The sequence below is a fragment of the Streptomyces cinnamoneus genome, assembly GCF_002939475.1.
Taxonomy (GTDB): Bacteria; Actinomycetota; Actinomycetes; order Streptomycetales; family Streptomycetaceae; genus Streptomyces; species Streptomyces cinnamoneus_A.
In genome coordinates this window covers 3,550,853-3,576,662 of sequence record NZ_PKFQ01000001.1, presented here as the reverse complement: position 1 = coordinate 3,576,662, position 25,810 = coordinate 3,550,853, and the positions used below count along the sequence as shown (strand labels likewise).

The following is a 25,810-nucleotide window of genomic DNA, read 5'->3' as shown; positions in this document are numbered from 1 at the left end:
TCAGCCCGGTGCTCCGAGCTCCCGCGATTGCAAAGGTGGCACCACGCTAGCGCCTTCCCGCGAAGGACGGCCAGGGGGGCTTGCGATGATGCGGGGGTGAATCGCTCGGACCCCCCACCTCCCTCCGCCGCCCCCCGTCCGCCCTCGCAGTCCCCCTCCCCCGACGGCCCGTCCCCCACACCGCCGTCGCACGGCCGTTCCCACGGCCACGGCCACGGCCACTCCCACGGCCATTCCCACGCCCACGGTCACGGACCCGCGGCCCCGGTGTCGTCCCACCTCCGCAAGGTGATCGCGGCGGTGCTCATCCCGTTCGCCGCCGCGGTGCTGGCCGGCCTCTTCGTGCTCTGGCCCGGCGGCGCGCCGCCGCACCGCCACTCCGGCCTCGGGCTCGACCAGCAGACCGAGTCGGGACGCGTGGTGAAGATCGAGGAGACGGACTGCTCCCAGGGCGGCGCCCAGCCCCCGCAGCAGCAGCCCCCGGGCGGCGGCCCGCCCGCCAAGCAGGGGCCGTGCCAGAACGCGACGGTGGAGGTCACGTCGGGACCCGACAAGGGACGGACGTTCCCGGAGATCGTCCGCCCGGACGCCTCGCGCCGCTACGACGTGGGCGAGAAGGTGGTCCTGGCCTACGCCCCGAAGGCCCCGGAGAACCTGCGCTATTCGGTCATGGACGTGGACCGCACGATGCCGATGGCACTGCTCGCCGGGCTGTTCGCCCTCGCGGTGGTGGTCGTGGGCCGGCTGCGCGGCGTCTTCGCCCTGGTGGCGCTGGCGATCAGCTTCGGCGTGCTGACCCTGTTCATCCTGCCGGCCATCCTGCAGGGCTCGGACCCGCTGCTGGTCGCCGTGATCGGCGGAAGCGCGATCATGCTGATCGCCTTGTACATGTGCCACGGCCTCAACGCCCGTACGTCCGTGGCGGTGCTCGGCACACTGACGTCCCTGCTGGTCATCGGCCTCCTCGGCACGGTGTTCACGGAGTGGGCGCGGCTGACCGGCAACACCGACGACCAGACGGGCCTGGTGCACGGCCTCTACCCGGAGATCGAGATCCGGGGCCTGCTGCTGGCGGGCATCATCATCGGTTCGCTGGGCGTGCTGGACGACGTGACGGTCACGCAGACCTCGGCGGTCTGGGAGCTGAAGGAGGCGGATCCGAGCGCGGGTTGGCGCAAACTGTACGGCGCGGCGATGCGGATCGGACGCGATCACATCGCCTCGGTCGTGAACACGCTGGTCCTGGCCTACGCGGGCGCCTCCCTGCCGCTGTTGCTGCTGTTCACGATCGCCGACAGCGGGGTGGGGACGGTGGCGACCAGCGAAATCGTCGCCGAGGAGATCGTGCGGACGCTGGTGGGCAGCATCGGCCTGGTGGCGTCGGTGCCGGTGACGACCGTGCTGGCGGCGCTCGTTGTCAGTGCCGACCGGCACAATGCGGTTGCGAGGTCCGGTGGGCGCTCCAGGGCGCGGGGTGGCAGGCGTCGCCGGGCGAAGTGACCGGGGGAGCGGGGGGCTTTCGACGTGGTGGGGCGGTTGGGGAGGGTGACGGGCACGGTGGGCCCCGGCCTGGTCGGCGAGGTGATGGTGCGGGTCCGGGGCGGGGCCGAGGCCTTCCTGGCGTACGCGTCCGAGCCGGGCGAGCGCTTCGAGCGGGGCGCGGTGGTGGTCGTGGTGGAGCATCTGCCGCCGCGCACGGTCTATGTGGCCGCGGCCTACGGCTGATGCCCGGGTGGTCTGCCGTGTTCCGTGTGCAGGGCGGAGCCGCGTGCCCCCTCGTGCGCACGGCTGATGCGGCGTGTCCGATTCCGGGCTGCTGATTCCGGCCTTCCGCGCTCAGGGTCGGGAGCGGGGGAAACAACGGGGAGGACTGCGTCGGCGCCCGGACACCCGGGCGCACACTTCTTGATCTTCTGGATCAACCGGCTCCGGGGGGAGCCGCACAAGGGGGGCGTGGCGCATGGTCATCGGCATCGTGGCGGGGGTTCTCCTCGCCGCGGTCATCATCGTGGTCGCACTGTTCAAACTCATGTGGCGGGTCGCCGAGCCCAACGAGGCACTGATCATCTCCGGGTCCAAGCACCGCACCGACGGCCTGGAGGAGGGGATGGGGTTCCGGATCGTCACGGGGCGGGGGACGCTCGTGCTGCCCGGGGTGCAGGCGGTACGGAAGTTGTCGCTGGACCTCAACGAGGCTGACCTCAACGTGGATTGCGTGACCAAACAGGGCATTCCTCTCAAAGTTCATGGGGTGGTCATCTTCAAGGTCGGTGACGACTTCGTGTCCATCGCGAACGCCGCCCGCCGCTTCCTCGACCAGCAGAAGTTCATGGGCGACCGGGTGCACAACGTCTTCGCCGGCCATCTCCGCTCGATCGTCGGCGGATTGACCGTGGAGGACATGATCCGCGACCGGGAGCGGCTGACCGGGGAGACCCGGGCCGCCTCGGGCACGGAGATGGAGAAGCTGGGCCTGATCATCGACTCGCTCCAGATCCACGAGATCCAGGACCCGACCGGCTACATCAAGAACCTCGCCGCTCCGCACGCGGCCGCCGTGCAGCGGGACGCCCGCATCGCGGAGGCGGAGGCGGACCGGCTGGCCACCGAGGCCGAGCAGCAGGCGAAGGCCCGGATGTCGCAGGCCCAGCGCGACAGCGAGATCCTCCAGGCCGGCTATCAGGCGGAGCGGGACAGCGCGGCCGCCAAGGCGCGGCAGGCGGGCCCGCTGGCGCAGGCGGCCGCGCAGCAGGAGGTCGTGGTCCAGGAGACGCGCGTGGCCGAGCTGGCGGCGCGGCGGCGTGAGCAGCAGCTCCAGGCCGACGTCCGCAAGCCGGCGGACGCTGCGGCCTACGAGAAACGGACGCTGGCCGAGGCCGAGCGGGACGCCCGCATCTCGGCGGCCCAGGCCAAGGCCCGGGAGACCGAGCTGGCCGCGGCCGCCGAGGCGACCCGCGTGAAGACGGCCGCCGCCGCCGAGGCGGAGGCCACGACGGCGCGCGGCACCGCCGCGGCGACGGCCACCCGCGCGACCGGCGAGGCCGAGGCCGAGGCGGCGCGGGCCAAAGGTCTCGCGGCGGCGGAGGCGTCCAGGGCCCAGGGTCTCGCCGAGGCGGAGGCCATCAAGGCGCGGGCGTCGGCGCTCGCGGAGAACCAGGAAGCGGTCGTCGCCCAGCAACTGGCGGAGCAGTGGCCCGAGATCGTACGGGCAGGGGCTCAGGCGTTCGGAAGCGTGGACCACATGGTGCTGCTGAACGGCGCGGACGGCGTGTCCGACCTGTTCGCGAAGGCCCTGACGATGGGGGGTACGGGTCTGGGACTGGCACGGCAGCTGCTGGCGGCCATGGGCACGGCCGACGGGCCGGGCGCGGGTACGCGTGCGGGTACGGGTCCGGTCGCGGGTGCGGGTGGGATCGGCGCCGGCACCGGCGATGCCGGCGGCCGGGACGGCGGCGGGCGAGCGGGCAGCGGCGGACACGGCCGCGGCGACGGTCCCCCGGCCGGGGGTCCGGCGGCCGGGCCTCCGAGGGCGGCACCACGCGTCGAGCGGGTGCCGGTCGAGGAGGACGGCGGGATACCGGGCGCGGGGGCGCGCTAACCGGCGTTCTGCCCCTCCGGGTTGCCGGCGAGGATGCTGTCGAGGGCCGCGGCGAGGTCGTAGTCGAAGTCCGCGACCGAGTGCTCCTCGCCGAGCGGGGCCACGCGGTCGGTCCGGTCGAGGAAGGCCACCAGCGGTGCCGCGCCCGCCCGGAACAGCGCGCCTTCCCCGCCCACTTGCAGCCGGATGAAGACGTCCGACAGGTGCTGGGCCGAGGCGGGGGCGATGTGCACGTCGCCCTCGCCGGAGGGCTGGCTCAGCCCGTCGAGCAGCAGCTCCCGGGCGAAGGCCCACGTGACCGGGGCGTCGCCGGGGAGGTGGAAGGTGAACTTCACCGCGTAGGGATCGCTGCTGTCGTAGCCCAGCTCCACCGGGATCCGGAACGACAGCTCCTCGGAGACGAGGAACGTCATGACCACTTCTGCCTGAACTGTGTCGCGCATCGCCCAATGCCCCGTCTTCGTCGGTTTGGCAGGGATTGAAGCCTGATGGCCCCAATGACGCCATAGTCTGACAAGAACGCCCAGTGGATCACAAGGAGTGATTTTCCCGTTACTCGTGGAGACCGAGGGTGAGCATACGAGTTCTCCGACTCTGGAGCGTAGCGACTCGACTACGCGCTGGAGTCGTAACGTGGGATTTGATGGCACGGAACAGCCGAGAACTGGCCAAACTGGCCCTACTGGGCACGGATTACCGAAGGGGGCCGGATAGATCCCCCTCAAGTTGACGGAGAAATGTTGACGAAGGAGATAACTCCTCGCCTTCCGCTTCGTTGAGTTGACCGAGCGGACACCGGCCGGTGGCGTGGGCGACGACGCCTGCCGGTGGGGCGTTCCCGGGCGGCTCGTGTCGCCCGGGGCGCGGCCCCTACCAGTCGCCCCTCGACGACGAGGACGACGTGAACTTCTTGACGACGAAGATCAGGCCACCGACGAGCACCACCAGCAGCAGCGCCTTGAAGAGCAGGCCGATGACAAAACCGAGCACGCTCATGATGAGGCTGCCGAATACCACCAGCACGACGACCGGCACGGCGACCCACTGCACCCACCAAGGCAGCCCCGCGAATATCCCCTTCTCAGCCATGTCGACCCCTGCTCTCCGCTTCACGCGCGAGTTCTCGCGCCCTTGTCACGTCACGGCCCTGTGATCCGCGGCCGCTTCCCGCACCGCGCCTCACCGGCCACCCGGAGCGGAATGCCCCGGCCTGCTCTCGACGATGCTAGGACGGAGTGGTGGTGCACGGGGGCCCGCAGAGCCCCCGCCCGCCCCTGAACGTTCCCCTACGGGACGCCGGCGGTACGCCTCAGCTCTCCGGCGGAGAGAAGACCACCAGAACCCGGAGGTCCTCGCTGATGTGGTGGAACCTGTGCGTCACCCCGGCCGGTACGTACACCACGCTGCCCCGGCCGACCTCGGTCGTCTCGGTCCCGACCGTGATCGACGCCCGGCCGCTGACCACCACGTAGACCTCGTCCTGGGCGTGCGGCGCCTGGGGATCCTGGTCGCCGGCGTCCAGCGCGTAGAGGCCCATCGACATGTTCCGCTCACGCAGGAACTGCAGGTACGCGCCTTCGTTGGCGGCGCGCTCCGCCTCCAGTTCGTCCAGCCGGAACGCCTTCATGCGTCGTCCACTCCTCGCCTCGCCGGGCGCGGCCGCGGGGCCGTGCACCGAGCGCACCGGCCCACCCGGTGCCGCCTGCCGCGGTCTCCGCCGATCTCATCGATCCGCGTCCGCCGCGCTCGTCTGCAACGATCTCACCATGAAGAATTTCGTAGTCAAGACGATCGCCAACGCGGCGGCCCTGGCTGTGGCCGTCTGGCTGCTCAAGGGCATCACGCTGTCCGGCGAGAACACGGCCCGCAAGGTCGTCACGCTCTTCCTCGTCGCGCTCGTCTTCGGCGCGGTCAACTTCCTCGTCAAGCCGGTCGTGAAGCTGCTGTCCTTCCCGCTCTTCATCCTGACCCTCGGCCTGATCACGTTGGTGATCAACGCGCTGATGCTGTTGCTGACCTCCTGGCTGGCGGGGAGGCTCGACCTGGCGTTCCACGTGGGGGGCTTCTGGGCGGCGCTCGTCGGCGGCGTGATCATCTCAATCGTGGCCTGGGCGATGCATGTGATCCTGCCGGACGAGAACGACTGACCCGGGGCCGTGCCACGGGTCCCGCGGCACCGCCGGGGCGGTCCGGCGGCCACACAGCGGACGGCTCGAGCCTCCCCCCTCTTGGCTCGAGCCGTCCCGGTTCCCTCTGTGAAGGACCGTGCGACCAAGGCTAGTTGACTAAGCGTCAGTGTCCAATCACGCTAGCGACACAGCCCTATCGACTTATTTATAGTTCCCCTACCATCGGTGACGGCAGGCAAGGGGAGATGTCATGGATCTGGCCCTTTTACGCACATTCGTCACGGTGCACAGGGCCGGTTCCCTCACCCGTGCCGCCGCCCTCCTCGGCCTCTCCCAGCCGGCGGTCACCAGCCAGATCAGGACCCTGGAGCGCCAGCTGGGCCGCCCCCTCTTCCTCCGCCAGGCGCGCGGCGTCTGCCCGACCACCATCGGCGACGAGCTCGCCCACAAGATCGCCCCACATGTGGACGCCCTGCTGGCGATCGCCGAGGCCGACCTCGGCGAACCCTGGGCCAACCGCACCCTGCACCTCGCCGGACCGCCGGAGTTCACCGCCCTGCGGGCCCTGCCCGCCCTCACCCCCCTGATCACCCAGGGCCTGACGGTTCGCGCCGCGCACGGAATGGCGGAGGAGCTCTTCGAGGGGCTCGCCGCCGGCCACCACGACCTCACCATCACCACCTCGCGCCCGCGCGGCCGCCTGTTCACCGCCACCCCGCTCTGCGACGAGGAACACGTCCTGATCGCCGCCCCGCGCTGGGCGGCCCGGCTCGGCGGCGCCGCCGTCCTCCGCGACAAGGGCGTCCAGGCCCTGGAGCACCTGCCGGTGGTCGAGGTCCACGAGAGCCTCCCGTTCGTCTCCCGCTACTGGAGCGCCGTCTTCGACTCCAAACCCCCGGCCGTCGGCAGCGTCATCGTCCCCGATCTGCGCGCGGTGCTCACCTGCGTCACCGCGGGGGCCGGAATCGCCGTCCTGCCCCGCTACCTGTGCGAGGACGCCCTCGACACGGGCGAGATCGCCGCCCTGCTCGACCCTCCTGTGCCACCCCTGCGCACGTATTTCCTCGTCGTCCGCACGGGGACGCTCGCGCACCCCCACCTCGCGCGGGCGCACGAGTGGCTGTTGCGTGCTGCCGTTTCCTGGTGAGGAGGGGTTTCATCGAGGGACGCGCGCGGCAGATGTCCCCTATGACCGAACGGCCAGTGGTCAAACGCACGGCCCGCGCCATCCTGCTCGACGGGGAGCCCGGCTCGGACGACCTCGAAATGATCCTGATCAAACGCACCAAGCCCGGCGAGGCGCCCTACTGGATCACACCCGGCGGCGGTGTGGAGCCCCAGGACGCCACCGTCGTCGCCGCGCTCCACCGCGAGGTCGACGAGGAACTGGGTGCGAAGGTCGTCGACGTCGTGCCCGCCTTCGTCGACACCGTCTCGCACTCCCTCCACCACGCCGCCCACGGCGTGAAGGTGCAGCACTTCTTCGCCTGCCGCCTGGCGTCGATGGACCTCTCCCGCCGGCACGGCCCGGAAGTGGACGAGCCCGTCGGCACCTACGACGTCGTGCGCATCCCCTTCACCCGGGAGGGGATCGCCTCGGTGGAGGTCGTACCGCCCTCGCTGCGCGCCTACCTCCACGCGAACATCGAGGGCGTCCGGGCACTGCTGGCGCCCGACCTGGGCTGAGCGGGGTGGAGGGGTTTGTTCCCCGGACGTCCGCCTACTGCCGACGACTGGATGCGCGCCTGCTGCAGAAGACCAGGTGTCCGCCCGCCGCTTCTACTGCCGACGGCTCGCCGGGGCCGCCTTGCCGGCCGCCGCTGCGCCGAAGAAGTCGCCTCCTTTGCGCCTGGTGTCGTCCGTGCCCCAGGCCCGGCCGTCCCCTCCGGTCTCGTCCGCGGCCTTCCGCAGGTGCGGGATGTGCTTGGCGCAGTGGACGTACGCCTCCTCGACCGTCACCTCCACCCACACCACCGCCCGGCGGCCGGGTGCCTCGTCACGCGGCAGCGCGGGGTGCGCGGACCTGAGGTCCGCGTCGTCGACCAGCCGGGCGCTGCCGTTGACGTGCAAGCCGATCCGGTCCCGGCAGAAGTCGATCAGCAGGATCCCGACGTGCGGGTTCTCCTCGATGTTCCCCAGGCTGGCCAGGACGCCGTTGCCCCGGTACTCGGGGTAGGCGAGCGTACGGTCGTCCAGCACCCTGAGGAAGCCGGGCGGGCCGGCGCGGAAGGTGTTGTCGCATGTGCCGCGCCGGTCGGCCGTGGCGAGGAAGAACATCTCCTGACGGGCCACGAACTCCCGCATCCGCGCGTTGAGGTGGGAGAGCACCTGGTCGTCGTAGAACCGGCCGGCGCGGTCGGCGGTGCCGAGCCGCCGCTGCACCAGGTGCTCCCCCGCGCTGCCCGGCCGGGCGGCGTCCGGTGACCGCCCCGGTGCCGCCGTGTCCGGGGGCTCCGCCGTCGTCGTCGGAGTCGTCGCCATCGGAGTCGTCATCGGACCACCCGTCCCGGGTCAGCTCGTCGCCGACGCCGTCAGATCGTCGATCGAGTCGTGCCTGATGCGGTGGGACGGTATGCCGATACCGACCAGGGTGTCCACACCGCTGCGGATCATGCCCGGCGGCCCGGAGAGGAACGCGTCGAACGCGGTCCAGGGCCCGTACTTCCTGATCACTTGGGGGAGTTGGCCGCTCAGGCCGAGGGTCGGCCCGTGGGAGACGACCGGGCGGACCGACAGCCAGGCGTGCGCCTTCTGCAACCGCAGCATGGTGTCGATGTCGTAGAGGTCGTCGTCGTGGCGGGCCCCGTAGAAGACCTCCACGGGCCGGCTGCGCCCGTGCCGGGCCACGTCCTCGACGAGTGCCTTGATGGGTGCGATGCCGGTGCCGCCGCCCAGGCAGAGCATGCCGTTGTCGGTGGTGTGGTCGACGGTCATCGAACCGTTGGGCGGACCGAGGCGGATCACGTCGCCGAGCCCGGCCCGGTGGACCAGGGCCCGTGACACCCAGCCCGCCGGCACCGCCTTGATGTGGAAGGACAGCAGCCCGTCGTCGCGGGGCGCGCAGGAGAAGGAGTAGTTGCGCCACACCCGCGGCCACCAGGGCGTTTCCACGGCGGCGTACTGACCGGCGACGAAGGGGTAGGGCTGATCGGGCCGCACTGTCACCACGGCGACGTCCTGGGTGCGCGACTCGTGGGAGACGATCTCGGCATGCCACCAGGCGGGGGACGTGCGCTCGTCCTCGGCCGCCGCGTCGATCATGATCTGGGAGATCGCGGTGTACGCCCGCACCCAGGCCGCCTGGGTCTCCTCGCACCAGGTGGCCGTGGCGTGGCGGGAGAGGGCGCCGATCAGGGATTCCCCGACGGCCGGGTAGTGGGCGGCCTCGGTGCCGTACTTGCGGTGGGAGCGGCCGAGGTCCGAGAGGTACGCGGAGAGCGTGGCGGTGTCGTCGGCGTGCCGGGCGGCGGTGAGCAGGGCCTTGAAGAGGCGGTCGCGCTGGGTGTCCATCGCGGCGGGGAAGAGGGCGCGCAGCCCGGGGGCCTGGAGGAAGAGCAGCGCGTAGAAGTACGAGGTGACCTTGTCGGCGATCGGCTCGATCTCGGCCAGGGTGCGGCGGATCAGCAGGGTGTCGGGGGAGGGCGTCGCGGGGGAGGCGGGCCGGCGGTCCGGCGCCTCGCAGGCGGGTCCGGCGGGTGCCTCCCACCCCCCTTGCGGCCGGGCGGCGGGCCGTCCGCCGGGGGGTGAGTGCGGGGGCCCGTCGGGAGGCTCGGGGGCGCGCTGATGTTCGCGCTGCTCCCCCTGGTGGGGGTGGCCCGGCTGGGCGTACTGGCCCGGGTGGTCCTGCTGACCGTGCTGGCTGGTGTGGGTCTGGAGGCCCTCCTGGCCCGGGTGGTCCTGGAGTCCATGCTGCCCCGGGTGGTCCTGGAGTCCGTACTGGCCCGGGTGGTCCTGTGGCTCGTACGGGCCGCGCTCGTAGGCCAGCGGCCGCCAGCGGCAGCCCGGGGGTGGGGGTGGCTCGGGGGACTCGTCAGCCGACTCCGCACCGGACCCCGTCGGTGCTTGCCGTGCCGGCCTCTTCGGTCCCTCCCCGTCCGACGGGGCGAACCAGCCCCAGGCACCCCTTTCGCCGGACGTACCGCCGCCGGCCGGCGGGGTGGTCGGAGCGTTCATCGTTGCCTCGCCTCGAACATGTCTCGGGCGGACCGCGCACTTCCGCCGAAGTGGCCGGAAGCTCCACGCGATTCCCCCGCTCTGCTGGTGAGCCGCTGTTCCGTAAGCGCAGCATGCCAGCCCGTGACCCGGCTCAGTGGATTTGCGGGAAGTCCCGGTGGTATGGCGGGCGTTGGGGCTAGGCTGGTCCGCTGCTCACCGCCCGGCAGACCGGCGAGGGCGAGGCCGGCGCAGGGCAGGGACCGGCAGCAACGGCCTGCCGGAACATTCGGCCGGCGCGAGCGGTGCGGGTCCGTACCGCGCGGCGCGGTACGGACCGGGGTCACGGCCCCGGCGGGACGGGCGAGGGCGGCCGGACCGGCGGCGTCCCAACGCCTCCGGCTACGCCCGCGCTCCGACGAGTTCATAAGCTTCCCGCAGGTCACGGCCGTTGTAGGCGTGCGAGGCGATGTCGCGCACGTGATGGTCGGCGTTCACCGCGACCGACATCGGAACGGCCGCGAACAGCAGGGCGTCCGACATGGAGTCCCCGTACGCCACGCAGTCGGCGCGGCTGAGACCGAACCGCTCGCACAGCCCGTCCGCGATCCGCACCTTCGCCGAGGCGTCCAGGATCCCGGCCGGGTCCAGCGGCTCGCGGAACGGCACCGCCGGCCACAGTGAGCCGTGCGCCGCGTCGGCGCCCCAGTCCAGCAGGCGTTCCACGAAGAACCCCGGCGACAGCGAGATCACCGCGCACCGCTCGCCCCGCTCGCGGATCCGCGCCCAGACGTCCCGGATGCCCGCGAGCCACGGCGCCCCCTCGAAGGCGGCCGTGACCTGCGCCTCGGTCAGCTCGGCCCACAACTGCACCGCCAGCTCGGCGAAGCGGGGCGGCGTCAGCCGTCCCTCGGCGAAGGCCCGCTCCAGCTCGGCGATCTCCGGTTCCAGCCCGAGCTGGCGGGATATCTCGACCGCTGCCGCCGAGCCGTGGATCAGCGTCCCGTCGAGGTCGAACAAGTGCAGTCTGCTCATGACCATCGAGCGTAGGCGTACGCGCGCGCGTACGCCTACGATCGCTTACGGGGCCGGTCAGCCGGCCGCTATGGACTCCGCACCGGCCGTCGTCGGCGCGCCCGCCGCGACGATCCGCCCGCTTCGGTCCGTACGCCGCTCCAGCGCCGCCGACAGGAAGGCCAGCGACAGCGCGGAGGCGGCCATGGCGGCGCCGACCCAGTTGGGGGCGGTGTAGTCGAACCCGGCGGAGATGACGAGGCCGCCGAGCCAGGCCGCTATGGCGTTGCCCAGGTTGAAGGCACCGATGTTGACGGCGGAGGCGAGGGTGGGGGCGTCGGCCGTCTGGTCCAGGACGCGCTTCTGGAGCGGCGGCACGGTGGCGAAGCCGAAGGCGCCGATGACCGGGATCAGAACCGCGGCCGTGATCTTGTTGTGCGCGGCGAGCGGCAGCAGGGCCAGCGTCACCGCGAGGCCGCCCAGCGCCGTGTACAGCATGGGCATCAGCGCGCGGTCGGCGTACTTTCCGCCGATCAGATTGCCGCCGACCAGACCGAGGCCGAACAGGACGAGCAGCCAGGTGACAGACGCCGGGGCGAAGCCGACGGCCTCGGTCATCATGGGCGTGAAGTAGGTGCTCATGGTGAAGACGCCGCCGAAGCCGAGGACCGTCATCGCCATGGCGAGCAGCACCTGGGGGTTGCGGAAGGCGGCCAGCTCCCCGCTGATCCTCGTCCGCTCGGGGTTCGGCTGCGGCGGAACGAGCGCCGCGATGCCGAGGACGGCCAGGACGCCGAGTCCGGCGATGATGAAGAACGTCACGCGCCAGCCGGCGCTCTGGCCGACGAGCGTGCCCATGGGGACGCCCACCACGTTGGCGACCGTCAGGCCGGTGAACATCATGGCTATCGCCCCCGCCTTCTTCTGCGGGGCGACGAGACTGGCGGCGACGATCGCGCCGATGCCGAAGAACGCCCCGTGCGCGAAGGAGGCGACGATCCGCCCGGCGAGCATGACCCCGAAGACGGGCGCGGCCGCCGAGAGCGCGTTGCCGGCGACGAAGAGCCCCATCAGGGCCATGAGCATCTTCTTGCGGGGAACGCGGCTGCCGAGGACGGCGAGGACCGGCGCCCCGGCCACGACGCCGAGGGCGTAGCCGGTGGTGAGGTAGCCGGCGGTGGGGATGGAGACACCGAACTCCTCCGCGACCTCGGGGAGCAGGCCCGAGGTGACGAATTCGGTGGTGCCGATACCGAAGGCGCCGATGGCGAGCGCCAGCAGGGCGAGAGGCATGACGGAGAGGTCCTTCACGGGGCTTGGAGAGCGGGGAGGCCAGGCGTGCGCACGGTCGGCACACCTGACCAGCAGATCCTTGCGGTCGTCTTTTACCGGCCTCCACAATAATTGCAGACGCGGGTTACTTGCAAGCGCTGGCTATTGCGGAGGAGCGCTACCCTGTCCGTAGGACCGTGCGGACCGTGCGACGGCCCGCACGACCTCGGCCCACGCCCCGCCCGCAGCGCCTCACGCGTACGACTCCGAAGGAGGGCCCCCTCCATGTCCCGCACCCCGGACCCCGCTCTGTTCGGCCTGGCACAGGGCTGGTGCGCCCTCTCGGCGCTGCACAGCCGGATCGAGGCGCACATCGAGCGGGCCCTGCAGGCGCACCACGACCTGAGCGTGCGCGAGTTCTCAGTGCTCGACGTGCTCAACCGCCAGCACGACGGCGAAGGCGGCCACCTGCGCATGAACGAGGTCGCCGACGCGGTCGTGCTCAGCCAGAGCGCGACGACACGCCTGGTCAACCGCCTGGAGGACCGCGGCCTGCTGACGCGCTACCTCTGCCTCACCGACCGCCGCGGCATCTACACCGACGTGACGGACGCCGGCCGCTCCCTCCTCGAAGAGGCCCGGCCCACCAACGACACCGCCCTGCGCGAGGCACTGGAGGACGCCTCCCGGCGCACCGAACTGGCACCGCTGGTCGCGGCCGTGGAATCCCTGGCCCCCACTTCCTGAGCCGCCGGGCGCCGCCCTCAGTCGGGCCCTGGGCACGGCCGTGCCCCGCGCGTAGGGTCCCGATCATGAGCGACATAGAGATACGACGCGCGACCGCCGACGACCTCCCGGCCATCGTGGCACTGCTGGCCGACGACGCCCTGGGCGCCCAGCGTGAATCCCCCGACGACCTGGCCCCGTACCGCGCCGCCTTCGACCGCCTCGACGGCGATCCCCACCAGTACCTCGCCGTAGCCGTGCGCGACGGCCGCACGGTCGGCACGCTCCAGCTCACGGTCGTGCCGGGGCTGTCCCGACGCGGCGCGTCCCGCTCCGTCATCGAGGGCGTCCGCGTCCACGCCGACGAGCGCGGCTCGGGCCTGGGGACCGAGCTGATCCAGTGGGCCGTCGACAGGTCGCGGAACGAGGGGTGCCGGCTGGTGCAGCTGACGTCCGACGCGACCCGCGTGGACGCCCACCGCTTCTACGAACGTCTCGGCTTCGAGGCCTCACACCTCGGCTTCAAGTACCACCTCTGACCCGGCACGGGCCCGGGCCCGCTCGCGGTGGGCCTTCTGCCGGCAGGCACCGCCGCAGTACCGGGCGGGTCGGCCCGTACGCGCGGCCGCCACCGGACCGCCGCAGACCGCGCACACGGTTTCGTTACGGGTCGCGCGGGGGTTCTGGGGAAGTTTCGTCACACGTCGCCCCGGACGCAGACTGTCGCAGGCCAGCGCCGTCATCCTGCCCGGCGCCACGCCGGGCCCCCGCCGCTGCTCCATCGACAGACAGCCCAGAAGCAGGGCCATCACGTCGTCGATGGCGACGTCCTTCCGTACGGCACCGGCCTGTTGGGCCCGTTCCAGCAGGACGCACAGCGCCGCGCGGAAGCCCTCCTCCACCCCGGGGGACGGCTCGAAATTCCCCTCCAGGGCGTCGCACAGCCCCTTGTTCCGCACGGACAGCCGCACCACGGCCGCCAGATAGCGGAAGAACACCACTCCCGGCTGCTCGGCGGTCGCCAACTCCCGTGCCGTGTCGGTGAAGAGCCGTACCCGGTCCACCACGGTGGCCCTGAACAGGGCTTCCTTGGACGGGAAATGGCGGTAGACCGTTCCCGCGCCGACTCCGGCCCGGCGGGCGATCTCCCCGAGCGGTACCGCCAACCCGGCTTCCTCGAAGGCGGATCGGGCCGCCTGCATGACGAGCACGCGGTTGCGCCGTGCGTCCGCCCTGCGGGGCGCGGGTACCCATGAAGGCGATGACGATGCGCTGCGGGGTGCCATGCGCGGGGGCCTCCGGAAGCCGGACGATGAAGCGGGACGAGGATTCCGATTCTATCCGGGAGGCTGAGCGAGGAGCCGCCTTGCCATACCGGGGCGATATCGACAAAAACGAGAGAAACGAGATGAAGTGTCCATCAGCCGTAAAACACTGACATCAGACGCAAAAGGGCCGTCATCGGCGCCGAAAAGGCGCCGATGACGGCCCAGAAGACCGATGACGGCCAGGAAGAGCGCGTGACAGCAGACTCAGCCCTCGATCACCGCATCCCAGGCCTTGCCTGCGGCCACCACGGCCTCGCCCGGCTCGGCGACCGGAACGCCCAGGGCGCGCAGCCCCTCGGCCAGCGCCGACACCGTGGCGAGCACGACCTCGCGGTCCGCTTCGAGCCCGTAGTGGTTGACGCGCACCATCTCCTTGGCGAGCGCTCCCCCTGCCGCCTGTACGGGCACACAGGCGTCGGCCGCCAGGGCCGCCGCCACGATGTCGCGGGCGTCCGTGCCCTCGGGCGCGCGCAGCGTCGTGGCCACAGGAGCGGCGTCCTCGTCGCGGACGACGTACGGGGTGACGCCGCCCAGCACGCGTACGCCCGCGCGCGTGGCCGCCGCGGCCGCACGGTGGCGGGCGATGACGGCGTCCAGGCCGGCCCGCTCGACGCGGTCGGCGGCCTGCTCCAGGGCGAGCATCTCCAGCTGGGCCGGAGCGTGCGGCAACGCGGCGCGGCCACCGTCGATCCAGCGCTCCTTCCAGTCCAGCAGGGACAGGTAGGAGCGGCGCGGCGCCTGCTCGTTGGCGGCGATGCGCTCCCAGGCGCGGGCGCTGACGGACACGACCGACACGCCCGCCGGGCCCGCCATCGCCTTCTGCCCGCCGATGACGCACAGGTCCACGCCCCACTCGTCGGTGAGCAGCGGCTCGGCACCGACGGAGGCGACGGCGTCCAGCATCAGCAGCGCCCCGTGCTCGCGTACCACCTCGGCGATCCCGGCGACGGGGTTGGTGTTGCCGGTCGCCGCCTCGGCGTGCACGAGGCTGACGAAGTCGATGGCGGGGTGGGCGCGGAGCGCTTCGGCGACCTGCTCCGGCGTGACCGCCCCACTGAACGGCGCCGTCACGGTGATCACTTCGGCACCGCAGGAGCGCAGCCAGCCGCCGAAGGTCTCCCCGTACGGTCCGGTGATGACGTTGAGCGCCGTGCTGCCCGGCCGTACGGCCGAGCGGATGCACGCCTCCAGGGGGAGGAGGGCCTCACCCTGCATCGTGACGACGGTCTCGCGGGTGCGCATCAGCGCCGCGACCTTGTCCTCGATGCGTGCGAAGTGGCCGGCGCCCAGGGGCGGGAGGTCGAGCAGGTCCGGTGCGGTGTTCGCAGTCACGGTGCCTTCCAGGTGGTGTCGCGCGCCGCGTTCCGGCGCCGCCAGTCTCCCGTCGACTTTACGTCCGCCCCTGGAACGATCCGACCATCCGACTATCGCCAGCCGTCCGTGTCGACGCCGCCCGGCACGGCACCCTGGGCTTCGTAGGGCTCGCGGGTGAAGACGAACGTGCCGACGTCCAGGTGGCTCACAGTGCCGTCCGCGCGCCGTACGACCCGCAGGGACTCCCCCGCGTAGTACCCGTCGAGCCCCGTCCACGTGCCGTCCGCCTCGGCGCGGAAACGCGCAGCCCGCCCGCTCGCCCCGAGCGGCGCCAGGTCCAGCGCGCGGCCGGCGAGCAGGCGCAGGGCGAACGGGGCCGCGCCCCAGTACCAGGGCCCGGTCAGCTCCAGCAGCGCCGGGTCCGCGCCGTCCAGCGGACGCCAGGGCTCCGGGATCCTGGGCTCGTGCTCCGCGACCGTCTTTACCAGGTCCACGGCCACCGGGCCGGCCGTGGACAGGGACGTGAGGTTGCCGAGCACCACGGAGCCGACGCCGTCCCGCGGGCTCACCCAGAGCATCGCCACGAAGCCCGGCATGCTGCCGGTGTGGCCGCACAGGAGCCGGCCCTGCCGGCGGACCAGCTGCACGCCCAGGCCGTAGCCGCCCGACCAGTCCTCGCCCTGCGGCTCGGCCTCCGGCGCGCGCATCTCCTCGACTGTGCCGGCGCCGAGCACCCGGTCGTCCCCGTCCAGCAGGAACGCCGCGAAGCGGCAGAGGTCCTCCGCCGTGGACCACAGCTGCCCGGCGGGCGCCATCCGGCCGGTGTCCACCGCGGGTTCCGGCAGCAGGACGTCGGCCCAGGGGTGCACGGCCCAGCCCCGCGCGTGCGGAGCCTGCGGCGCGAACGTCGTACGGCGCATGCCGAGCGGTACGAGCACCTCGCGGCGCAGCGCCTCGTACCAGTTGTCCCCGCGCAGCTTCTCGACGAGTGCGCCGAGGAGCGCGTAACCGGGGTTGGAGTAGTGGTACACGCGCCCCGCCGTGTGGAGCTGGGCGCGCTCGCCGAACAGGTCGGCGAGCTCAGGGCGCAGGGCTCCGTCCGTGCGCTCCCACCACGGGCCGCGCGCCTCCGCCGCCAGGCCCGAGCTGTGCGAGAGGAGCTGGGCGATGGTCGCCCCGCCGCCCTCGGGCACGTCCAGGTAAGCGGACAGCGGCTCGTCGAGGTCGATCAGTCCCTCGTCGCGCAGGCGCATGACCATGACGGCGACGAAGGTCTTGGTGAGGGAACCGATGCGGTACTGCGTGTCGGCGCCGGGGGCCGTGGCCCCGACCTCGCCTCGCCCGGCGCACCACACCATGCGCCCGTCCCGCATCACCGCCCCCACCAGAGAGGGCGTCCGGCCCTCCACCTGGCCGGTGGCCAGCCGGTGCAGCAGGGCACGGCGGGTGGCGGGCAGCAGCTCGCCGAACTCTCCGGCCGCGTGGGCGCCGTCGGCCGGCACGCCGTCGGGGAGTGGTGCTTCGACTTCGTAGGGTGCGGTCATGACCGCACCCTAACCACGTGATCAGTACGGGCGTTGAGTCCGGCCGCCGGGCGTCGGGAGTCGCGTGGGCATCCGCGGGACGCCGGCCCAACGAGCGCCGGATCGACCGGACTTCGCACCGCCCATGACCAGCGAAACCCACCCACACCGCTCCGTTAGCATGTTCGAACTCACAACGATCGCCCTCATCGCTCGCCCCCCACCGGAACCATGCCGTTCAGCACGATGAGCAACCCACTCAGCCAACATCCATCACATTGGCCAAACAATTGATACCTAAATCATCGCGGACGCTTTCGCGAATAAAAGGGAGAACGACGTTCGCCGCGTGGCGTCAACCACGAGTGATGCTGTGGGCCGTGGCGAGTGTGGTGACCCTCGGATTCCTCGTCGCGCTGGAGATCGCCGCACGTCATTACGGTCTGCCGGGGCCGATGACCAACCAGGCGAAAGAAGTCATATTCGCCCCCAAATCGGGGCCGCTGTTGTACGCCAGCATGGCGTTGATGATGGTGGTGCTCACCTGGCGGCAACGCTTCGTCGCGGTCGGTGTCGCCGTCGGCATCGACGTCGTCTTCTGGCTCGTCCGGTGGGCGGTCGACGCCAAGATGATGTTCGGCAACGGCGCGCTGTGGGTGATCCTGGGCTGCGCGGTCATCGCCGTCACGCGCCGCACCGGCCGGGAACGCGTCCTGCTGCTGAAGGGCGTCGGGCTGGCCCTGCTGCTGGTGGCCGGCCGCAAGACCGGAGACACCTGGCTGCTCATCACGTCGAAGACCCGCCCGGCGGTGCTCGACCAGTACGTGGCGACCGCCGATCACGCGCTGGGCAACCCGTCGTGGGTGGCGGGCCGGATCGTCGAGGCCACCGGCCCCGTCGGCACCCACGTCCTCGACTGGGTCTACGGTCAGCTCGCGGTGGCCGCGGTCGTCTTCGCTCTCTACCAGCTGCGCGACGTGGCGGCCGAGCGCCGCTTCCCGGGCCACCATCTGGTGCGCACCTTTCTGGTCATAGGCCTCCTCGGGCCGGCCATCTACATGATCTTCCCGGTGGTCGGACCGATCTTCGCCTACGGCACCGGCGCCTTCGGCACCGGCGGCGAGCACTGGGCGCTGGCCGCCCTGTGGCCGCACACGCCACCGCCGATCGACATCCCGCACCCGATGCCGTACGACGAGATCACCCCGCGCAACTGCATGCCCAGCCTGCACACGGCATGGGCCACGGCCATCTTCATCCATTCCCGCAAGGGCCCACGCATTCTGCGATTCACAGGCGCGTTCTGGCTGATCGCCACACTCGGCGCGACGCTGGGATTCGGCTACCACTACGGCACGGACATCATCGCCGGCGTGGTTTTCACGCTCACGATCGAGGCGGCTCTGCGCGCGCACGATCGTGGCTGGGACCGGTCGGGAATCCAGCTGGTCACCTACGGCGCAACCGTATTCACCGCGTTCCTGGTGTCCTATCGCTATCTGCCGATGGAAATGGCCACCCACCCGTGGCTGTTCGGACCACTTCTCGTTCTGGCGATGGCCTCGGTGGTCTACGGCTACGTGCGGACCACCAGACTGTGGGAACCGAAGGCACCGAAGACCGCACCAGTACGGCAACCGGAACCGGAAGCGGAACCGCAACCCGAACTGGTGTGAACCACGTGGCAGCAGGCGCCGGACCCTACGTCTGGGCCATGTCCACGAAGCGGGAGTAATGGCCCTGGAAGGCCACGGTGATCGTGGCCGTGGGGCCGTTACGGTGCTTGCCGACGATGATGTCCGCCTCGCCCGCGCGGGGCGACTCCTTCTCGTACGCGTCCTCGCGGTGCAGCAGGATGACCATGTCGGCGTCCTGCTCGATGGAACCCGACTCACGGAGGTCGGAGACCATCGGCTTCTTGTCCGTACGCTGCTCGGGGCCACGGTTCAGCTGGGAGAGCGCGATGACCGGCAGCTCCAGCTCCTTGGCGAGCAGCTTGAGGTTACGGGACATGTCCGAGACCTCCTGCTGGCGGCTCTCGGCGCGCTTGGAGCCGCCGGACTGCATCAGCTGGAGATAGTCGATGATCACCAGCTTGAGGTCCTGACGCTGCTTCAGACGCCGGCACTTGGCCCGGATCTCCATCATCGACAGGTTCGGCGAGTCGTCGATGTAGAGCGGCGCGGCCGACACGTCGGGCATCCGGCGGGCGAGCCGCGTCCAGTCGTCGTCCGTCATGGAACCGGAGCGCATGTGGTGGAGCGCCACCCGCGCCTCCGCGGACAGCAGACGCATGGCGATCTCGTTGCGCCCCATTTCGAGCGAGAAGATCACGCTCGGCATGTTGTGCTTGATCGAGCAGGCCCGGGCGAAGTCCAGGGCCAGGGTGCTCTTACCCATGGCGGGCCGGGCCGCGATGACGATCATCTGGCCGGGGTGGAGGCCGTTCGTCAGGGCGTCGAGGTCCGTGAAACCGGTGGGCACGCCGGTCATCTCGCCGCTGCGCGAACCGATGGCCTCGATCTCGTCGAGCGCGCCCTCCATGATGTCGCCGAGCGGGAGGTAGTCCTCGCTGGTGCGCTGCTCGGTGACGGCGTAGATCTCGGCCTGGGCGCTGTTGACGATGTCGTCGACGTCGCCGTCGGCTGCGTACCCCATCTGCGTGATGCGGGTGCCGGCCTCGACCAGGCGGCGCAGGACCGCGCGCTCGTGGACGATCTCGGCGTAGTACTCGGCGTTGGCCGCGGTCGGGACGGACTGGACCAGGGTGTGCAGATAGGCCGCGCCGCCGACGCGCGTGATCTCTCCGCGCTTGGTCAGCTCCGCCGCGATGGTGATGGGGTCGGCCGGCTCGCCCTTGGCGTAGAGGTCGAGGATGGCCTGGTAGATCGTCTCGTGCGCGGGGCGGTAGAAGTCGTTGCCCTTGAGGACCTCGACGACGTCCGCGATGGCGTCCTTCGACAGCAGCATGCCGCCGAGGACGGACTGCTCGGCGTCCAGGTCCTGCGGCGGTACGCGCTCGAAGCCGCCCCGGTCCCAGGAGCCGCCGTCGTCGCCACCGCGGTCGTGCTGCTCGCCCCGGCCCTTGCCGGCACCGTCACCGCGACGGGAACGGGGGAAGGGGAGCCGGTCACCGGGGCCAGCCTCGCCCCAGGGGTCGTCCATGGGCTCGGGAACGCTCACCCGGGCCACCTCCTCCCGTCCGCGACGCGGACCTCGCCGTGCTCCTCTTTCTTACGGCACGGCTCTGACAAATCTGTCGCCCGACTCCGGTTGTCGCGCGTCACGTTCGGGGCGAGTTTCGCGGTGGCTTCGCGAGGACTTGGTGCCGGACTTGTGAGGTCCGGAGCACGGGGACGCGACGGAAATCAGACGGCGGGCGCCGGACCACGGTAGGCCCGCGGGCACCGTCAGCCAATCTGGTTATCCACAGGGCATGTGGATGAGCGGCCCAAGCCTGTGGAGAACTCCCCGGATCCTGTGCACGACACGGGGGAAACCGCTGTGGACAAACACACAATCACCTGGAGCCCACCCCTCTGACCTGCGCTTTTACCGTCCACCGGCTGTTGAGGAGAAAAACTTTCCCGGCCGGGGGGAGATGGCGACAAACGGCGCAGACAAGATCACGCACAACCGCGCCAGGTAAGGGGCTTAAGCTAAGTGCACTGATTACCTGTGGAAGATGGGACGCGTATGGTCACGCAAGCCCGCGAGCTCGCCGCACAGAGCGCCCGCCGGCACGACCGGGAGATCGTCGCACTCGCCGTGCCCGCGTTCGGCGCTCTCGTCGCGGAGCCCCTCTTCGTGATGGCCGACAGCGCCATCGTGGGCCACCTCGGCACCCCTCAGCTCGCGGGGCTCGGCGTCGCCGCCGCCCTGCTCGCCACCGGGGTCAGCATCTTCGTCTTCCTCGCCTACGCCACCACCGCCGGCGTCGCCCGCCGCGTCGGGGCCGGGGACGTCCGGGCCGCCGTCCGGCAGGGCCTCGACGGCATCTGGCTCGCGGTGCTCCTCGGTACGGCCGTGACCGCCGCCGTGCTGCCCACCGCCTCCGCCCTCATCGACGCCTTCGGCACCTCCGCCACCGCCGCGCCCTACGCCACCACCTACCTGCGCGTCAGCGCCCTGGGCATCCCCGCGATGCTCGTCGTCCTCGCCGCCACCGGCGTGCTCCGCGGCCTCCAGGACACCCGGACACCGCTGTACGTCGCCGTCGGCGGCTTCACCGCCAACGCGGCCCTCAACGTCGCCCTCGTCTACGGTGCCGGGCTGGGCGTCGCCGGCTCCGCCTGGGGCACCGTCATCGCCCAGTGGGCGATGGCCGCCGCCTACCTCGCGGTCGTCGTCCGCGGGGCCCGCCGCCACGGCGCGTCCCTGCGTCCGGACGCCGCCGGCATCCGGGCCTGCGCCCGGGCGGGGGCGCCCCTTCTGGTGCGCACGCTCTCGCTGCGCGGCATGGGCCTGATCGCCACGGCGGTCGCGACGAGCCTCGGCGACACCGAGATAGCCGCCCACCAGATCGTGCTGTCCCTGTGGAACCTGATGGCCTTCGCGCTGGACGCCATAGCCATAGCCGGGCAGGCGATCATCGGGCGCTACCTGGGCGCCAGCGATCCCGAAGGAGCCCGGGCCGCCTGCCGCCGCATGGTGCGGTGGGGCGTCGCCTCGGGCGTGGTGCTGGGCGCACTGGTGGTCGCCGGACGAGCGCTGTTCATCCCGCTGTTCACCACGGACGCCGCCGTGCGGGACACCCTGCTGCCCGCCCTCCTGGTCGTGGCCCTCGCACAGCCCGTCGCGGGCGTTGTCTTCGTGCTGGACGGCGTGCTCATGGGCGCCGGCGACGGCCCCTACCTCGCCTGGGCGATGCTGCTGGTCCTGGCCGTCTTCACACCCGCGGCGCTGCTCGTGCCCGCCCTGGGTGGCGGGCTGACGACGCTGTGGTGGGCGATGACGCTGATGATGGCGGCCCGGCTGGCGACCCTCTGGCTGCGGGCCCGCTCCGGGCGGTGGCTCGTCACCGGGGCGGTACGGGCCTGAGGGCGGCCCGCGCGACGGGCACCCGCGGACGGGCCGGGAACGGCCCCGGAACGAGCGGAGAACGGCAGAAGGGCCGCACCCCGATGGGTGCGGCCCTTCCTCAGCTTGCCGAAGCGATGCCGAAGGCCGCGCTGACGCGGCGATCAGACAGCGATCAGGCGGCGACGACCTCGATGCCGAGCTTGGCGACGACGTCGGCGTGCAGACGCACGGACACCTGGTGCGCGCCCAGGGTCTTGATCGGCGAACCGACCTCGACGCGACGCTTGTCGACCTTCGGGCCACCGGAGGCCTCGATCGCGGCAGCGATGTCGGCGGGGGTCACGGAGCCGAACAGGCGGCCGGCCTCGCCGGCACGCGTGGCCAGACGGACCTTGACGCCCTCGAGCTGACCCTTGACCTCGTTGGCCTGCTCGATCGTCGCGATCTCGCGGATCTTGCGAGCGCGGCGGATCTGCGCGACGTCCTGCTCGCCACCCTTGGTCCAGCGGATCGCGAAACCACGCGGGACCAGGTAGTTGCGGGCGTAGCCGTCCTTGACGTCGACGACGTCACCGGCGGTGCCGAGGCCGGAGACCTCGTGGGTGAGGATGATCTTCATTAGTTGGTCATCCTTCCCTTATCGCGCGGACGAGGTGTAGGGCAGCAGCGCCATCTCACGGCTGTTCTTCACGGCCGTGGCGACGTCACGCTGGTGCTGAGTGCAGTTGCCGGTCACGCGACGGGCACGGATCTTGCCGCGGTCGGAAATGAACTTCCGCAGCATGTTCGTGTCCTTGTAGTCCACGTAAGCGGTCTTGTCCTTGCAGAACGCGCAGACCTTCTTCTTCGGCTTGCGCGGGGGCGGCTTCGCCATTGTCTCTCTCCTGTGAATCAAGAAGTTTTGTGCTGGCGCCCTCGGGCCTGCTCGGCCCGGGCCCCGTGAAGGGCCTAGAAGGGCGGCTCGTCCGAGTAGCCGCCGCCGGAGTTGCCGGAGCCGCCGCCCCAGCCGCCTCCGCCGCCGCCCGGCTGGTTGCCGGACGGAGCGCCGGTCGCCCAGGGGTCGTCGGCGGGAGCCCCGCCGCCCTGCTGGCCGCCGGGACCGGAGCCCCAGCCGCCGCCCTGGCCGCCACCGGCGCCGCCGCCGTAGCCACCACCCTGGCCACCGCGACCCGCGGTCTTGGTGACCTTCGCCGTGGCGTTCTTCAGGCTGGCGCCGACCTCTTCGACGTCGAGTTCGTAGACCGTGCGCTTGACGCCCTCGCGGTCCTCGTAGGACCGCTGCTTCAGACGGCCCTGCACGATGACGCGCATGCCGCGCTGAAGCGACTCGGCGACGTTCTCCGCCGCCTGCCGCCACACCGAGCACGTGAGGAAGAGGCTCTCGCCGTCCTTCCACTCGTTGGTCTGGCGGTCGAAGGTGCGGGGAGTGGACGCGACGCGGAACTTCGCGACCGCCGCACCGGACGGGGTGAAGCGCAGCTCGGGGTCGTCGACGAGATTGCCGACGACCGTGATGACGGTCTCGCCTGCCATGGATGAACCTCTCGGCGGGTGTGCTGCTGGCTGCTTGCTACTCGTGGAGATGCAGCCCGATTACCTCTGAACCGCTAGGTTCAGTGGGTCTCGGGACGGAGGACCTTGGTCCGGAGGACCGACTCGTTCAGGTTCATCTGGCGGTCGAGCTCCTTGACGACCGCAGGCTCGGCCTGCAGGTCGATGACCGAGTAGATGCCCTCGGGCTTCTTCTTGATCTCGTAAGCGAGACGACGACGGCCCCAGGTGTCGACCTTCTCGACCTTTCCGTTGCCCTCACGGACGACGGAGAGGAAGTTCTCGATCAGCGGGGAGACAGCGCGCTCCTCGAGATCGGGGTCGAGGATGACCATCACCTCGTAGTGACGCATGTGGAACCCACCTCCTTTGGACTCAGCGGCCACGGTCGATCCGTGGCAGGAGGGTCGTGATGCGTAAACAACGGTATCGGCAGACACTGACAATCAGCGGAAGTCCCTGGGTTGCCCCTGGGACCGAAGCTGGGTCTGGGCAGACACCGGTGCAGACCGTACAGAGTACCTGCACTCCGGCGTGCGGTTGAAATCGAGGCGCACGACCGGGGAACCTGGACCCTGCTGGGTGTGACCGGCGCTACATTGCGCTTGCCTTCTGGAGGTGGCCCCATGACACAGGCGGTACGGCAGCCCCGTGGACCCCGCGCGCTGATCAGCGCGGCCCTCAACAGCGACGGACGGGCCCATCCCGTCGAGAACACCCTCGCCGCCGTGACGATCGTGCTCGGTGTCGTCGCCGCCGTCTCCTCGATCTGGCCGAGCCAGCACCTGCTCAGCTCCTGGACCGGCCTCGCGGGCATCCTCAGCGGGGCCTGGGGCCAGTTCATCTCCGCCACGACCGGTGAGCGTTTCCTGCTGATCATCGGGCTTGGAGCGGCCGCTCTCGGCTTCTTCCTGGGCATGGCCCACGGCGGTCTCTTCGGGGGTCTGATCGGATAACGGACCGTACGCCCAAACGGGGCGCTCCCCGGTCGCAGTAGGCTTCGGCGCGAGAGCCGGAGCCCCGACCATGGGGACACACCTGCCGAGGAGCGCCCCGCATGAGCCTGACCCTGAGGACAATCAGCCGAGAGCAGCATCTGGCATACATCCAGAGCCTGCCTGCGGCCAGTCACATGCAGGTGCCGGGATGGGCGGATGTAAAGGCCGAGTGGCGCTCGGAGAACCTGGGCTGGTTCGACAAGACCGGCCAGATGGTCGGCGCGGGCCTGGTGCTGTACCGCCAGCTGCCCAAGATCAAGCGCTACCTGGCCTACCTGCCCGAGGGCCCGGTCATCAACTGGTTCTCGCCGAACCTCACCGACTGGCTCCAGCCGATGCTGGCGCACCTCAAGCAGCAGGGCGCCTTCTCCGTGAAGATGGGCCCGCCCGTCGTCATCCGGCGCTGGGACGCGAACGCCATCAAGACCGGCATCGCCGACCCGGACGTCAAGCGCCTGCGTGACGTCGAGGCCACCTTCATCGAGCCGCGCGCCTTCGAGGTCGCCGACCAGCTGCGCCGCATGGGCTGGCAGCAGGGCGAGGACGGCGGGGCGGGCTTCGGCGACGTCCAGCCGCGCTACGTCTTCCAGGTGCCGCTGGAGAACCGTTCCCTGGAGGACGTCCACAAGGGCTTCAACCAGCTGTGGCGCCGCAACATCAAGAAGGCCGAGAAGGCCGGCGTCGAGGTGGTCCAGGGCGGCTACGAGGACCTGGCCACCTGGCAGCACCTGTACGAGATCACGGCCGAGCGCGACAAGTTCCGCCCGCGCCCGCTGAGCTACTTCCAGCGCATGTGGACGGCCCTCAACTCCGAGGACCCCAACCGCATGCGGCTGTACTTCGCGGTGCACGAGGGCGAGGCCGTCGCCGCCGCGACGATGCTGATTGTCGGCGGCCACGTCTGGTACTCCTACGGCGCCTCCGCCAACCACAAGCGCGAGGTGCGGCCGTCCAACGCCATGCAGTGGCGCATGCTCCGCGACGCCTACGCCCTCGGCGCCAGCGTCTACGACCTGCGCGGCATCGGCGACTCCCTGGACGAGAACGACCACCTCTTCGGCCTCATCCAGTTCAAGGTCGGCACGGGCGGCCAGGCGGCCGAGTACCTCGGCGAGTGGGACTTCCCGCTCAACAAGCTGCTGCACAAGGCCCTCGACATCTACATGTCGCGTCGCTGATCCTT

Annotated in this window: 27 protein-coding genes; 12 read left to right on the top strand and 15 right to left on the bottom strand. The window is 71.0% G+C overall.

The features are described 5' to 3' along the window. Nucleotides 1-96: 96 nt before the first annotated feature. From CYQ11_RS15600 to CYQ11_RS15590, 3 genes are all read left to right on the top strand, one after another. Nucleotides 97-1,500, top strand: coding sequence for a YibE/F family protein (locus CYQ11_RS15600; RefSeq protein ID WP_099199928.1), 1,404 nt, complete (start codon nt 97-99; stop codon nt 1,498-1,500). Between the two features lie 24 nt (nt 1,501-1,524). Then, the gene (locus tag CYQ11_RS15595) at nt 1,525-1,725 is read left to right on the top strand and encodes an NfeD C-terminal domain-containing protein (protein ID WP_099199929.1); all 201 of its coding nucleotides are present in this window, start codon (nt 1,525-1,527) and stop codon (nt 1,723-1,725) included. A 235-nt stretch (nt 1,726-1,960) separates the two neighbouring features. Continuing rightward, nucleotides 1,961-3,598 (top strand): flotillin family protein, encoded by a 1,638-nt coding sequence (locus CYQ11_RS15590; RefSeq protein WP_099199930.1) that lies wholly within the window; start codon nt 1,961-1,963, stop codon nt 3,596-3,598. Here the strand turns inward: CYQ11_RS15590 and CYQ11_RS15585 are convergent. The 3 genes from CYQ11_RS15585 to CYQ11_RS15575 all read right to left on the bottom strand — a co-directional run bounded on the left by CYQ11_RS15585 (nt 3,595) and on the right by CYQ11_RS15575 (nt 5,225). Then, nucleotides 3,595-4,041, bottom strand: coding sequence for an SsgA family sporulation/cell division regulator (locus tag CYQ11_RS15585; RefSeq protein ID WP_071966095.1), 447 nt, complete (start codon nt 4,039-4,041; stop codon nt 3,595-3,597). The genes CYQ11_RS15590 and CYQ11_RS15585 overlap by 4 nt on opposite strands. 427 nt (nt 4,042-4,468) lie before the next feature. After that, complete coding sequence (locus CYQ11_RS15580) at nt 4,469-4,687, bottom strand: DUF5326 family protein (RefSeq protein ID WP_099199931.1); 219 nt, start codon at nt 4,685-4,687, stop codon at nt 4,469-4,471. 220 nt (nt 4,688-4,907) lie between these two features. Then, the gene (locus CYQ11_RS15575; protein WP_099199932.1) at nt 4,908-5,225 is read right to left on the bottom strand and encodes a cupin domain-containing protein; all 318 of its coding nucleotides are present in this window, start codon (nt 5,223-5,225) and stop codon (nt 4,908-4,910) included. A 139-nt stretch (nt 5,226-5,364) separates the two neighbouring features. On the opposite strand from CYQ11_RS15575, the gene CYQ11_RS15570 reads away from it, so the two are divergent. The 3 genes from CYQ11_RS15570 (at nt 5,365) to CYQ11_RS15560 (ending at nt 7,413) form a co-directional block, all read left to right on the top strand. Next, nucleotides 5,365-5,745 (top strand): phage holin family protein, encoded by a 381-nt coding sequence (locus CYQ11_RS15570; protein WP_099199933.1) that lies wholly within the window; start codon nt 5,365-5,367, stop codon nt 5,743-5,745. A 232-nt stretch (nt 5,746-5,977) separates the two neighbouring features. After that, nucleotides 5,978-6,874 (top strand): LysR family transcriptional regulator, encoded by an 897-nt coding sequence (locus tag CYQ11_RS15565; RefSeq protein WP_099199934.1) that lies wholly within the window; start codon nt 5,978-5,980, stop codon nt 6,872-6,874. A 41-nt stretch (nt 6,875-6,915) separates the two neighbouring features. Beyond that, on the top strand, nt 6,916-7,413 hold the full coding sequence (locus CYQ11_RS15560; RefSeq protein WP_099199935.1) for an NUDIX hydrolase: 498 nt from the start codon (nt 6,916-6,918) through the stop codon (nt 7,411-7,413). Nucleotides 7,414-7,506: 93 nt separating this feature from the next. Here the strand turns inward: CYQ11_RS15560 and CYQ11_RS15555 are convergent, their stop codons facing one another. The 4 genes from CYQ11_RS15555 to CYQ11_RS15540 form a co-directional block, all read right to left on the bottom strand. Continuing rightward, entirely contained in the window at nt 7,507-8,220 is a 714-nt protein-coding gene (locus CYQ11_RS15555; protein ID WP_099199936.1) for a pyridoxamine 5'-phosphate oxidase family protein, read from the bottom strand. An 18-nt stretch (nt 8,221-8,238) separates the two neighbouring features. Continuing rightward, nucleotides 8,239-9,900, bottom strand: coding sequence for a globin domain-containing protein (locus tag CYQ11_RS30655; protein WP_099199937.1), 1,662 nt, complete (start codon nt 9,898-9,900; stop codon nt 8,239-8,241). 381 nt (nt 9,901-10,281) lie between these two features. Next, complete coding sequence (locus tag CYQ11_RS15545) at nt 10,282-10,914, bottom strand: HAD family hydrolase (RefSeq protein ID WP_099200233.1); 633 nt, start codon at nt 10,912-10,914, stop codon at nt 10,282-10,284. A gap of 57 nt (nt 10,915-10,971) precedes the next feature. Beyond that, entirely contained in the window at nt 10,972-12,186 is a 1,215-nt protein-coding gene (locus tag CYQ11_RS15540) for an MFS transporter (protein ID WP_099199938.1), read from the bottom strand. A 264-nt stretch (nt 12,187-12,450) separates the two neighbouring features. Here CYQ11_RS15540 and CYQ11_RS15535 point away from each other — a divergent pair, with 264 nt between their 5' ends. Together CYQ11_RS15535 and CYQ11_RS15530 are read left to right on the top strand one after the other, a co-directional pair. Continuing rightward, the gene (locus CYQ11_RS15535; RefSeq protein WP_099199939.1) at nt 12,451-12,912 is read left to right on the top strand and encodes a MarR family winged helix-turn-helix transcriptional regulator; all 462 of its coding nucleotides are present in this window, start codon (nt 12,451-12,453) and stop codon (nt 12,910-12,912) included. A 65-nt stretch (nt 12,913-12,977) separates the two neighbouring features. After that, on the top strand, nt 12,978-13,430 hold the full coding sequence (locus CYQ11_RS15530) for a GNAT family N-acetyltransferase (protein ID WP_099199940.1): 453 nt from the start codon (nt 12,978-12,980) through the stop codon (nt 13,428-13,430). On the opposite strand, the gene CYQ11_RS15525 is transcribed toward CYQ11_RS15530, so the two are convergent. The 3 genes from CYQ11_RS15525 to CYQ11_RS15515 all read right to left on the bottom strand — a co-directional run bounded on the left by CYQ11_RS15525 (nt 13,401) and on the right by CYQ11_RS15515 (nt 17,077). Beyond that, nucleotides 13,401-14,093, bottom strand: a complete 693-nt coding sequence (locus CYQ11_RS15525; RefSeq protein ID WP_279382104.1) for a TetR/AcrR family transcriptional regulator — start codon at nt 14,091-14,093, stop codon at nt 13,401-13,403. The two genes, CYQ11_RS15530 and CYQ11_RS15525, sit on opposite strands and share 30 nt — an antisense overlap. 330 nt (nt 14,094-14,423) lie before the next feature. Beyond that, nucleotides 14,424-15,551 (bottom strand): pyridoxal-phosphate-dependent aminotransferase family protein, encoded by a 1,128-nt coding sequence (locus CYQ11_RS15520; protein ID WP_099199942.1) that lies wholly within the window; start codon nt 15,549-15,551, stop codon nt 14,424-14,426. Between the two features lie 92 nt (nt 15,552-15,643). Beyond that, entirely contained in the window at nt 15,644-17,077 is a 1,434-nt protein-coding gene (locus tag CYQ11_RS15515) for a serine hydrolase domain-containing protein (protein ID WP_099199943.1), read from the bottom strand. Between the two features lie 347 nt (nt 17,078-17,424). Here CYQ11_RS15515 and CYQ11_RS15510 point away from each other — a divergent pair, with 347 nt between their 5' ends. Further along, a complete protein-coding gene (locus CYQ11_RS15510; protein WP_099199944.1) occupies nt 17,425-18,732 on the top strand; it encodes a phosphatase PAP2 family protein in 1,308 nt (435 codons plus the stop codon). A 25-nt stretch (nt 18,733-18,757) separates the two neighbouring features. Here CYQ11_RS15510 and dnaB read toward each other — a convergent pair whose 3' ends face one another. Then, the gene (gene dnaB / locus CYQ11_RS15505) at nt 18,758-20,239 is read right to left on the bottom strand and encodes a replicative DNA helicase (RefSeq protein ID WP_099200234.1); all 1,482 of its coding nucleotides are present in this window, start codon (nt 20,237-20,239) and stop codon (nt 18,758-18,760) included. A gap of 513 nt (nt 20,240-20,752) precedes the next feature. Here dnaB and CYQ11_RS15495 point away from each other — a divergent pair. Next, nucleotides 20,753-22,096 carry an MATE family efflux transporter gene (locus CYQ11_RS15495; protein ID WP_099199945.1) on the top strand — a complete coding sequence of 448 codons (1,344 nt, stop codon included), beginning with the start codon at nt 20,753-20,755 and terminating at the stop codon, nt 22,094-22,096. 154 nt (nt 22,097-22,250) lie between these two features. On the opposite strand, the gene rplI is transcribed toward CYQ11_RS15495, so the two are convergent. The 4 genes from rplI to rpsF form a co-directional block, all read right to left on the bottom strand. Then, a complete protein-coding gene (gene rplI, locus CYQ11_RS15490) occupies nt 22,251-22,697 on the bottom strand; it encodes a 50S ribosomal protein L9 (RefSeq protein ID WP_099199946.1) in 447 nt (148 codons plus the stop codon). An 18-nt stretch (nt 22,698-22,715) separates the two neighbouring features. Continuing rightward, a complete protein-coding gene (gene rpsR / locus CYQ11_RS15485) occupies nt 22,716-22,952 on the bottom strand; it encodes a 30S ribosomal protein S18 (RefSeq protein WP_004950692.1) in 237 nt (78 codons plus the stop codon). A gap of 74 nt (nt 22,953-23,026) precedes the next feature. Then, on the bottom strand, nt 23,027-23,611 hold the full coding sequence (locus tag CYQ11_RS15480; RefSeq protein WP_099199947.1) for a single-stranded DNA-binding protein: 585 nt from the start codon (nt 23,609-23,611) through the stop codon (nt 23,027-23,029). 80 nt (nt 23,612-23,691) lie between these two features. Beyond that, complete coding sequence (rpsF, locus tag CYQ11_RS15475; RefSeq protein ID WP_004950685.1) at nt 23,692-23,982, bottom strand: 30S ribosomal protein S6; 291 nt, start codon at nt 23,980-23,982, stop codon at nt 23,692-23,694. A 273-nt stretch (nt 23,983-24,255) separates the two neighbouring features. Here rpsF and CYQ11_RS15470 point away from each other — a divergent pair, with 273 nt between their 5' ends. Both CYQ11_RS15470 and CYQ11_RS15465 read left to right on the top strand, forming a co-directional pair. Further along, nucleotides 24,256-24,585 (top strand): hypothetical protein, encoded by a 330-nt coding sequence (locus tag CYQ11_RS15470; protein WP_099199948.1) that lies wholly within the window; start codon nt 24,256-24,258, stop codon nt 24,583-24,585. 101 nt (nt 24,586-24,686) lie between these two features. Beyond that, on the top strand, nt 24,687-25,805 hold the full coding sequence (locus tag CYQ11_RS15465) for a lipid II:glycine glycyltransferase FemX (protein ID WP_099199949.1): 1,119 nt from the start codon (nt 24,687-24,689) through the stop codon (nt 25,803-25,805). Nucleotides 25,806-25,810: the final 5 nt, after the last annotated feature.